This is a genomic window from Bradyrhizobium sp. sGM-13 (assembly GCF_018398875.1).
Taxonomy (GTDB): domain Bacteria; phylum Pseudomonadota; class Alphaproteobacteria; order Rhizobiales; family Xanthobacteraceae; genus Bradyrhizobium.
Genome location: NZ_JAGWDK010000079.1, coordinates 1 through 9,787, shown reverse-complemented (window position 1 = coordinate 9,787; position 9,787 = coordinate 1). Strand labels below are relative to the sequence as shown.

The 9,787-nt window shown below is 58.2% G+C and carries 6 protein-coding genes and 2 pseudogenes; 5 read left to right on the top strand and 3 right to left on the bottom strand.

What is annotated here, in order from left to right; all coding sequences use genetic code 11:
• Positions 1-1,601, bottom strand: a 1,601-nt coding sequence (locus KJQ96_RS37235) for a formyltransferase family protein (RefSeq protein WP_305831010.1), incomplete at its 3' end; no start/stop codon positions are given.
• Between the two features lie 1,839 nt (positions 1,602-3,440).
• On the opposite strand from KJQ96_RS37235, the gene KJQ96_RS37230 reads away from it, so the two are divergent.
• The 5 genes and pseudogenes from KJQ96_RS37230 to KJQ96_RS37210 all read left to right on the top strand — a co-directional run bounded on the left by KJQ96_RS37230 (position 3,441) and on the right by KJQ96_RS37210 (position 5,966).
• Positions 3,441-3,725 (top strand): DNA -binding domain-containing protein, encoded by a 285-nt coding sequence (locus KJQ96_RS37230; protein WP_213257431.1) that lies wholly within the window; start codon positions 3,441-3,443, stop codon positions 3,723-3,725.
• 206 nt (positions 3,726-3,931) lie between these two features.
• Positions 3,932-4,156 (top strand): annotated as a pseudogene (locus tag KJQ96_RS41005) (acyl carrier protein); the annotation flags it as partial.
• Positions 4,157-4,363: 207 nt separating this feature from the next.
• Positions 4,364-4,522: a hypothetical protein gene (locus KJQ96_RS37220; RefSeq protein WP_213257435.1), complete on the top strand. Its 159-nt coding sequence runs from the start codon at positions 4,364-4,366 to the stop codon at positions 4,520-4,522.
• 233 nt (positions 4,523-4,755) lie between these two features.
• Positions 4,756-5,382, top strand: coding sequence for a hypothetical protein (locus KJQ96_RS37215; protein WP_213291034.1), 627 nt, complete (start codon positions 4,756-4,758; stop codon positions 5,380-5,382).
• A 47-nt stretch (positions 5,383-5,429) separates the two neighbouring features.
• Entirely contained in the window at positions 5,430-5,966 is a 537-nt protein-coding gene (locus tag KJQ96_RS37210) for a transposase (RefSeq protein WP_375293258.1), read from the top strand.
• A gap of 57 nt (positions 5,967-6,023) precedes the next feature.
• On the opposite strand, the pseudogene KJQ96_RS37205 reads toward KJQ96_RS37210, so the two are convergent.
• Positions 6,024-7,451 (bottom strand): annotated as a pseudogene (locus tag KJQ96_RS37205) (IS701 family transposase).
• A gap of 102 nt (positions 7,452-7,553) precedes the next feature.
• Positions 7,554-9,787: amino acid adenylation domain-containing protein (locus KJQ96_RS37200; protein WP_213291032.1), on the bottom strand; the 2,234-nt coding region annotated here is incomplete at its 5' end.

Below are 9,787 nucleotides of genomic sequence, written 5' to 3'. Positions count from 1 at the left end.
TCCGGCGCCTTGCGCACCTCCGCCTCGAACAGCTCATGGATGCACCGCTCCGCTGAGTACGAGACCGACGTCCGGTTCAGCTCCTCCAACAGGTAGGTGCGCTCATCCGACGACAACAGCTCAATCCGCCCAACCGCTCGATGCGCATCAGTCATCACAGCACACAACAAATTCTGCAAATGCTGCGTCATGCGGTCGATCTGCGGGGGCGCCAAACGACTGGCATCAAAGTGCCATCGAAAGCTCCCTTCCAGAGCGCAAACCTCAAACGTCAGCAGATCACCGGATAGGGGCGTATCACTTGGGTTTGACGCAGGAGACGCGCTATTTGCAGTAACCGTAACGCCAACGGGCCAGGGACGGCGCAATCGTAGCGCCTCCGCCCCCCGCAACGTCGGGTAGCGCGCGATAAGATCCCGCGCAAAGCTATCGTACTGCCTCAGCCGAGCGCACTCGGCCGCCACCGCCCTGCGCACCTCTGCAAAATCGTGACCGATATCTATGATAATTTCCATTGGCACGACAGAAGCGATAAGCACCTCCACCGCCTTCATCCCGGCTCGCGAACCATTCGCTGCGGGGGTCCATCCCAATCGAAGCTCTGATTCTCCAGTGACGCGAGCGAGATAGATCAGCCAAGCGCTCAATAGATATTCCGTGCGATCATTGGGGGACAGCTCGGCCAAAGCACTTGGAATGAGCCATGAACTCGACTGCCATTGGGGCGGAGCCGCAGCTACTGAAGACGACTGATACGGAAGCTGCAATATTTTAAACTGCTCAAGCCGTTGTCGCCAAAAACTCTCCCGAAGCGCCAGCATTTCATGCGTAACAGTTATACTCCGCGCCTGACCATCGTTTAAGATCGGCAGGCGATCGCCTTCATCCAGATCGGAGCACCTTGCGAGTGCCCGCGCATCCAGAGCCTGATCATCCAGGCCGCCAAACCAAACATCAACATCCTCTGTCCCGGTCGCCACACGCCAGTGGCGGGGATGGATTTCAACCAGGGAGCCCGCCGGAAAGCCCGAGCGCCTCACCGTCACCTCCAAGCACCTGACTGCGACAACGTCATCGCCCACGAGAACCTTGGACAGACACAAGGGATTGGCATGATACGGCCCAAAATCCAAGGCGCGTGTCATTGCTGACAGATCTTGCGCGGATCGATCCCATCGCAGACACCCCGCAGCATCTGGGCGTCGACGCCTCGGGAAAACACTTCTGTCAACTAGCGCCTGCGGACGGGCACTGAGCTCTCCATTTGTTAAGCCGGTCAAAAGCTCACGGAAGCCCTCGATCGCGGCTTCATAACATTTGAGGTTCAGCGTTAACGCCGTATCGCTGGGCGCAATTAAGACGTGGCGCTGAACCACCAGAGCACCAGCATCAACCCGATGATCGATACGATGCCACGCGATGCCATGTTCGGCCTCTTGGGCCAGCAGCGCCCAAGACGTCGCGTGAGTACCCGCATATCGTGGCAACGGACCGTCATGGTAGTTGAAAGCGCCTTGACGGGCTCGCTCAAACACCACTGGCGGCAAAATGAACGGGTTGGCAACCGAAAAAATCCACTCAACCGGTTCGGTCTTCAGCAACGTGGAGAGCTCTTCAATGCTCCCAACACACTGGATATTGGCGTGAGCGGCCCAATCGGCGAATGTGGCGTCGGCACACAGCGCCGCGCGGATGTCGTGACCCTTCTCCCTCGCTAGCTCAGCACACCTGATGGCCAGCGTACCACTACCAACAAAGACGGTAGAACCGATTGGGGAGGTTGCAAGTCGTTGCCCACCACAATCGCCTGACTCGCAAGCGTTTGGCTGCGCCAGAGGAGACCAATGCGCCATCTTCACCCCTCAGCCAATGCATGCGGTTCCCGGCCAAGGCGCGCGCCACATGGCGACCTAAGCCTGTCACACTCGTCAGGATTTGCTCGGGAATTGCCGCACTGAATGCTAATCGACTCCGGCCAGCCATGAGAGTTATCCAGCGCTACGAATGACAGCGACATCCCCGACGGACGCCACAACGCTTCATTTGGCGGGATCGCACTCAACCGTGCAGCGTCTATCGAAGTGAGAATCAATCGAGCAAGATTCCTCTGAATGTGTGGGCGCGGGGCCGACCGCGGGACCGATATCGTCCTTTGGATCCTCACTGTCTCAGAGCAATCCGCGTGCCACCAAACAGGTTGTGGAGGGCTTACTTGAAGAGGGAAAAACCACTCTTTGCGCCGCGGCGGCGAAATACTTGATCCTCTGTGTTCGGTTCCGGACACTACATCGTCAATTGGACACGGCTGTTCGCGACAATACAGAGCGGCATATTAAGAACGGTTGTTTATGCATAACTCATCGCACCAGCATGCGCTTTTCGGCGCTTGCCATTGATGCCGCCGTACCTTTGCCCTGCTCAGAGACCCCGGCCGAACTGGTGAGCCAGGCCATGTGCTGCCCCTGAACCCAACATAGCCAACGCGTCGGCACGACCATCATTTCGTGGCGTGCCACAGGGCTTTGGTACCCCCGCCCGCAATTTAACGGCATTGGAAGCATGGCTGCGCGCACGATTGTCTGAAATGGGCCCCGATTTTGGGGCCATTTGCTTAGTTGGAAACGGCTGCTCCGTTTGATAGACGGAGCGGATAATGACGACGAAGACGAGACACAGGATCGACGCGACACTGAAGGCAAGGATTGCGCTGGAAACCGTGCGGGAGCAGCGACAGTAGGATCTGTCCCAGCGTTATGAGGTCAGCCCAGACCGGTGGCGCAATCTGACAGCCGGTATCGCCAACACGGTGCTCTCCTGGTGCCGCCGCACCTGGTTGACGGACAACTGCCGCGTAGACATAGGCAACTTAGCCCGATGCGCCGCCGCGAGCCGTTCGTCAGCGACTTTCGAGCTGATCAGCAGGACCCACCCACTTGCGGACGTATGGGGTACGTGATCGGGGATATGGTGACTCGCCGTTCGTCGATACTCGTTTAGCGCGTCACGGACCTCGTAGCGATGCGATCTTCTTGGGACAACTTATGGACGATGTGAATCGTGTCGTCACAGCTTCTGGCACCCGCGAGTTTGGACATATGCACGCGACGAGCTCTCGAAGGGCTTGAATCGCACGTAGCGTCAAGTTGAGCCGCCATTATCAAGATAAAACTGCCTTCCCAAAGCTAACTGGACAGGCTCCTAGACTAGGCCGTCGCCATCTAGGGACTGGTGATCCGCTTTACGTTGACGCCTCCTTCGCTAGCTTGATCAATAGCTTCGGGCTCTCCGATCGGCGTCCGGACCCCAGGCCAACTAACACATCGGCAAGCCTGATACATCCCGAACATCGCGTGATGCGCAAGACGGCCCTGATATGACATCAGGCGGTCAAAAAGGCGGCGCTAAGTGACGCATCAGACAGAACATTGCGAGCTCGTCCCATGCAAAAACCGCCGCTCGATCCCGACGTCGCCGACACGGCGCCGGTAGATTCGATGCTCACGCCCTATGATTACGAGCACCTCGTCACCTACTGGCGTCTGCTGGACGCGGATGCCGAGGGGGCCGACTGGCGCGAAGTAGCAAAGATTGTGCTGCATATCGACGCGGACAACGAGCCGCAGCGGGCCCGCCGCACCTTCGACAGCCATCTTGCACGCGCAAAATGGATGAGCGAGCACGGATATCGACACCTGATGCGCGGCGGTTTTCCCGCCCTGAATTGACACGCTGCTCGGCTCCAAGCCCCTCAATGCGGATGAGTCGGTTGCGTGCGGAGAACAGCCTTCTCCTTGTAACCGCAAAAACGAGATGAACGAACTCCAGCGAAGCAATATTCTTACAGGTGCCTTTCATGACGGTGGACGGCCCTGCTACGGCGGACTGAATGACGAGCCATTCTTGCCATGATGCAACGATGCGGGCTTGAAACATGATCGACATTGCCGAACGCGCCAGGATTATCGTGGTCGAACAGCTTGTTGTTGATCCCGATGAAGTGGTGGATAATGCCAGCCTCATCGAAGACCTTGGCGCCGATAGCCTAGACATGGTCGAATTGGTGCTCAAATTTGAGCGGGAGTTTGGTTTCGAGATTTCCGATGATGCTGTTGAGTGTATTTTGGCCGTCGGCGATGCGGTAGAACTCACTAGACGACCGCTGAGGCGCTCGCGCTGTTTGCCGGGATCGAGCGCATGCCGCAGCGAGGTCAGAAGTTCGAGGGTCGCTCGCGAGCGTTGGCTCGTCTGCTTGGCCCCGTCAGCGAATGGTGGACTGGAAACCATGTAAACGACCGCAGCGCCAAGCCGTGTCACCCGCTGGGATACGTCGCGCGCGAGGACTGGCTTCGCTGTCGCGAGGTGCGTGTCGCGCTGTTTGCGGCAGCCTCCGCGCGACGAGCGCTGGGCCGCCGAGCTGCTCAAGCGTCTGCTTGATGCCAGGTTGTCGCCGTTCGAACCCGATCCGGTTGCCGTATGCGAAGCCGCCGAGGCCGAGGCGAAGCGCCCGACGCCTCCGAAGTGACGCGGAGGATCCCGACATGCCGATAAGCTTACGGGCGCAGCCGCGCGGCGTTAATGGGTGCATGCCTCACAAGAGCCCCCGTCGCGACGCTCACCACGGATATGTCAGGAGGGCATACTGACCTAATAGCGTGTAAGTCATGGTCGGCCGCTGGCCTCTTCAGGCTCTAAAAACCCATTTGACGCCACGGGTGCGGCTGATAGGGTTGGAATTGGAACCGGTGGGAGAAAGCTATGCGGGTTATTCTAGCGGCTGGTACACAGCGTTCTGGAAGCACATGGGTCTTCAATGTAGCTCGATTAATCTTGAGAACTCAGGACCCGAACTTAAAGACAGCATGGATCGACGATTATGTGCCGGGAACAGAAACGTCGGCGCTATTGAAAATTCACATCCCTGACGATCAATGGAGCGAGAGAGCGGAAACTGTACTAACTTGCCATCGCGATCTGCGTGATATTATCGTGTCCCTTCATGATCGTGGTTGGGTGAACAAGGACGATAAAGGCGCTGCTCTCGCCGCTGCAAAAACTACGCGCGAATGTCATGAGTATTGGTCAGCACGATCCGACATCGATCTATCCTACGTCGAAATCATAAATCATCCGCAAACCTCGGCGCAGAGGATAGCGAGGGCTTGTGGGATATCTATTGACCCGAATACGGCTGCTCAAATTGTCCGCGAAGTAGATGGCCTCATTGATGGAGTTGCTTCTTACAACACGGAGAACCTGCTACACCCAAACCATCGGCGCGACGGTCGGATAGGTCGGTGGATTGGCAATCTGAATGCAGATACGGCCGAGGCAATCGTTTCCGATAATCGGGACTGGTTTGTTCGTTTTGGGTATCTTACTTGAACCTCAACTTCGCTGCGGCGACCGTTGCGAACTCGCTGTCAAGCGGGATGCCGCAGCGCTCACCGCTTCGCCAGCTTGAAAACGTTGCTCGCGGCTGTCTCCAGCGCCGGTCCGAGCGACGGCAGGGTCTTGCGCGTGATCTCGTCGGTGAAGTCGAGGATCGACGCCGCCAGGCGCAACTGGCGCCGTTGCTCGACGGGATCAGGGCCAATCTGGGGACCAATCCCGACGAAGTATCGGCCGACGCCGGCTACTGCTCCGACGCCAATCTTCGCGCGATCAAACGGCGGCGCATTGAGGGCTACATCGCCACCGGAAGGCAGAAGCACGGCACCAAGTCCGCCACCGCGGAAAAGCCTTCAAGAGCCGGCTCGCTGATCGCCAGGATGAGCACCAAGCTCAAGCGCGCCGGCTACCGAAGTCGCTACCGCTTGCGCAAGCAGATCGTCGAAGCCGTCTTCGGACAGATCAAACAGGCAAGAGGGTTCAGGCAATTCCTGCTGCGCGGCATCGACAAAGTGAAGCCCGAATGGGCCCTGATTTGTACCGCTCACAACCTCGTCAAGCTGGCGAGGGCCGCATGAGCCGCTATCATTCGGATAAAACTGGCTTCCCGATGCTAACTGGACAGGCTCCTAGTCTTACTGTGTCACAAAAGAAGGCGCTTCGTCTGCCGGGTGCAATAAGGACAGCGTGAGATGTTCCGGGCGATGGCAACGATCAGTCTTCGCCGCATCGTCCTGATCGAGTTCGGGATGTGACGTTCGGGTCGCAGCGGCGGAGCCTCTGGGTCGGTAACCGTTGGGAACCGCAAGTTTCTTGAACGGCCTGGTGGAACGAGATCCCGAGGGGGGAATCGTCTCCCTCTCGGAGACCAGGAACCCGTAGGCCGCGATGCACAGCGTGGCGTGGTGGTGGAAGCCACGCCAACCTCACCCTTCGAAATGCCCGAGCCCAACCTCTTGTTTGAGATCCTGATAGTCGCGCTCGATGCGCCAGCGCAGCTTGGTTAGCTCGACTAGCCTGCCGAAAGTGATCGTTTCCGGCAACGCTGAAAGCCAGTATTTGGTCGGCTCGTCCTCACCTTCTGGCCATTCGATCAAAAGCCATTCTTCCGGTCGGCTTTCGGTGAGCTGGTAATCTCGATGCGCGACGCAAACGCGCGCGCGAGCGAAGCGCGACGATAGCCGCTCGGCCGCACCCTCTCGCCACTTGATCGTGCGCCAGACCCGCTTAGGAAGGCAAAGAGCAAGCTCCTTGACCGAAATCGGTTGATGCTTGTGGTCGCGGCGCAGCAGCTTTGGTGGTCGCCCTTTGCCCGACCATTTTTTTGGCGGCAGCGGCGCCGTGTCGGACGTCCACACCGTGGTGTTTGGCAAGATACCGGCCACATAGGTCAACGCCAACGCGCTGATGCTGGTCCGCAGGTCCGTGTTGCAGCCATATCCGGCATCCATCAGCACCACGCCGCGAGGAAGCCCGGCTCGGCAGGCCGCGTCGATCTGCTCAAGCGCGATCTCTGGCTTGGTCTTAAAGCTGATCTCCTTGGGCACGCCCGCTTTGCGCCGACGCTTCTTATCTGCCGCCCATTCCTGCGGCAGATAGAGACGATACATCGCCGGCAGACTGGCGTGGTGATTGGCAAGCGACAGGGACACCGCGACTTGGCAGTTATCCTGCTTGCCGAGCTGCCCGCAGTATTGACGCGCCACACCGACTGAGTGCGCTCCCTTCTTGGGAAAACTGGTGTCATCGATGATCCACGCTTCGATCGGTCCATGGCGCTCTATCGCCGGCAGTACCATCTCACCCACTTTGGCCAAAACACCCTCGTCAGACCAAGGCGATTGACCGACGAAGTGCAGCAGCGACTGATGCTGTGCCGCCGTCCGATCAGGTGCCGTCACCGCTGCCATCGGCTCAACGCTCTTACGCTCCCCCGGCATGATTAAGCCGATGCAATAATCAAACAACGGCCGGGCCCGGTCCGCATGTCCGATCACGCTCACAAGTCCCTCGACAAAAGCCGAAAATCGCGATTCACTGCCGTCTGATGTCCGGAGATCCATATCAGCCCCCGTTGCCGATGCCTGAATCTCAACCGGTAACTGATTCTGACAGCACCTCGCCCGCGACCTTTTGAATCAGACGCTTTTTCTGACTCAGTAAGACTAGCTCCTCCGGCTAACGCGGGTATCCGGTGAAAACGGGGTGCAGTTCAGCGTGTTTATTGGCGAACCATTCAAGGCTCTCGATAACATGCGTGCCAGAACTTCGCGGTTTTCTGGGTTGCTCATCATCGTTACGTGATTGCCTGGAACTGAAACTGCATGAATGGCCGCCCCACTCAAAACGCGGTCCCAGCCGCGCATGACCGATCTTGCCTCCGGGGCGATTGAGTTTTTGCCCCGCACACGACGACTAGGGAAAGGATCAGCTGCATAAAACTGATGTATCTCAATTGGCAGGGTCGCAGCTCGATACGATCGTAGTGCCCTGTGAAAATAGACATACCTCAAGGCGTTGTCATAGAGATCGCGATCTGAAGCTATGGCCCCAATTTGCTGCGCCTTTTCAAACAACTGAGCAACTGAACTTTGTTCAGAAAGTTTCTCCAGCAATTCGAACCGCTCATCATCTAAAGACTCGAGAGGCTCGAATATCATATCTAATGCTACTTGGGCATCCGACCTGCTCGATGGATTTGCAGGTAATGTGACATCGATGAACGCCATAAATGAGACAGCTTCCCCGCGACTTAGCAAGTGTTTGGCAAGCGCATAAGCCAAGATTGCCCCTGAGGAGTAACCAGCGAAGCGATACGGACCCTGCGGCTGGATCTTTCCGATTGCGAGGATTACCTCCGCGGCGATCGCATCGAGAGCTGGTTGACAAAGTTCATTGAAAGACGGCCATGGCAAAGCATAGATCGGGCAGTCTACATCCATTTCTTTTGCTAAAGTGAGGACATACGAATAATCTCCGTAACCTGTCGGAACAAAGAAGAGTGGCGGTTGAGATCCCGTCGCCTGAACGGGTAGCACTCCAGCTGGATGACGTTGCGGGTCCAACTCAACCCTCGATGCAAGTTCCTTCAGGACAGGAGCCTGGAAGAGATCGGCGGCATTAAACTTCATTCCAAGATTTAGCGCTCGGCTGAGCAACCGCACCGCCAGGAGCGAGTGGCCGCCGAGCTCGAAGAAGTGGTCGTGGCGTCCGACCCGCTCGACCCCGAGAAGCTCCGCCCAGATCTCTGCCAGCGCCGTCTCGATCGCGCCGCGCGGCGCCGCATAGGCCGCCCGCGCATAGGCATCGTCGGCCGGCGCCGGCAGTGCCTTGCGGTCGAGCTTGCCGTTCACCGTCAGCGGCAGCCCCGATAGCCGCACGAACGCCGCCGGCACCATGTAGTCCGGCAGCCGCGCACTTAAGTGCGCCCGCAAGGCGCCGGCCAGCCCGCCTCCATCGTCCTCGTCCGAGCCAGCCTCGTCCGAGCCCACCACATAGGCGACAAGGTGCTTGTCGCCGGACCGGTCCTGGCGCGCCACCACAACCGCATCGCGCACCCAGGCGTGCTCGCAAAGCCGCGCGGCGATCTCGCCCGGCTCGATGCGGAAGCCGCGGATCTTCACCTGGTCGTCGTTGCGGCCCAGGAACTCCAGATTGCCGTCGGGCAGATAGCACGCCAGGTCGCCGGTCCGGTACAGCCGATCGCCGTCCACAAAGGGACTGGCGATGAACCGCTCCGCCGTCAGATCGGCACGGTTCAGATAGCCACGCGCAACCCCCGCCCCGCCTATGTAAAGCTCACCCACCGCCCCCAACGGCACAGGCGCGCCATGGCCGTCCAGCAGATACACCCGCGTGTTGGCAATCGGGCGGCCGATCGGGACGTTTTGATGAGACACAACGAGCCTCGCGTCAATAACAAAACTGGACGACCAGATCGTTGTTTCGGTCGGACCGTAAAGATTTCTTAGAGACCTCACCCCTCTACTGAGCCGCGACGACTGACTCGCAGGTAACGCCTCACCTCCACACAATACATTTAAGCCCGGTGTTCCTTGCCAGCCGGCATCCAACAGCAAACGCCACGTTGCTGGAGTGGCCTGCATCATAGAAATCTTGCGCTGATCTATAAGGTAATGCAACGCCGTAGCATCCGTAACATCCTTACGGCTGGCTAGGACGATTGTGGCTCCCGTGCACGATGGAAGAAATAGCTCCAGTCCTGCGATATCAAATGAGATGGACGTGATGGCTAGGAATACATCCTGCTCAGTGATCCTCAATATATCCGAAAGAGCATATATGAAATTCAACAGGTTCGCATGCTCGACCATGACGCCCTTTGGGGTTCCGGTTGAGCCTGAGGTGTAGATGATGTAGGCGAGATGGCGCGAGGTGA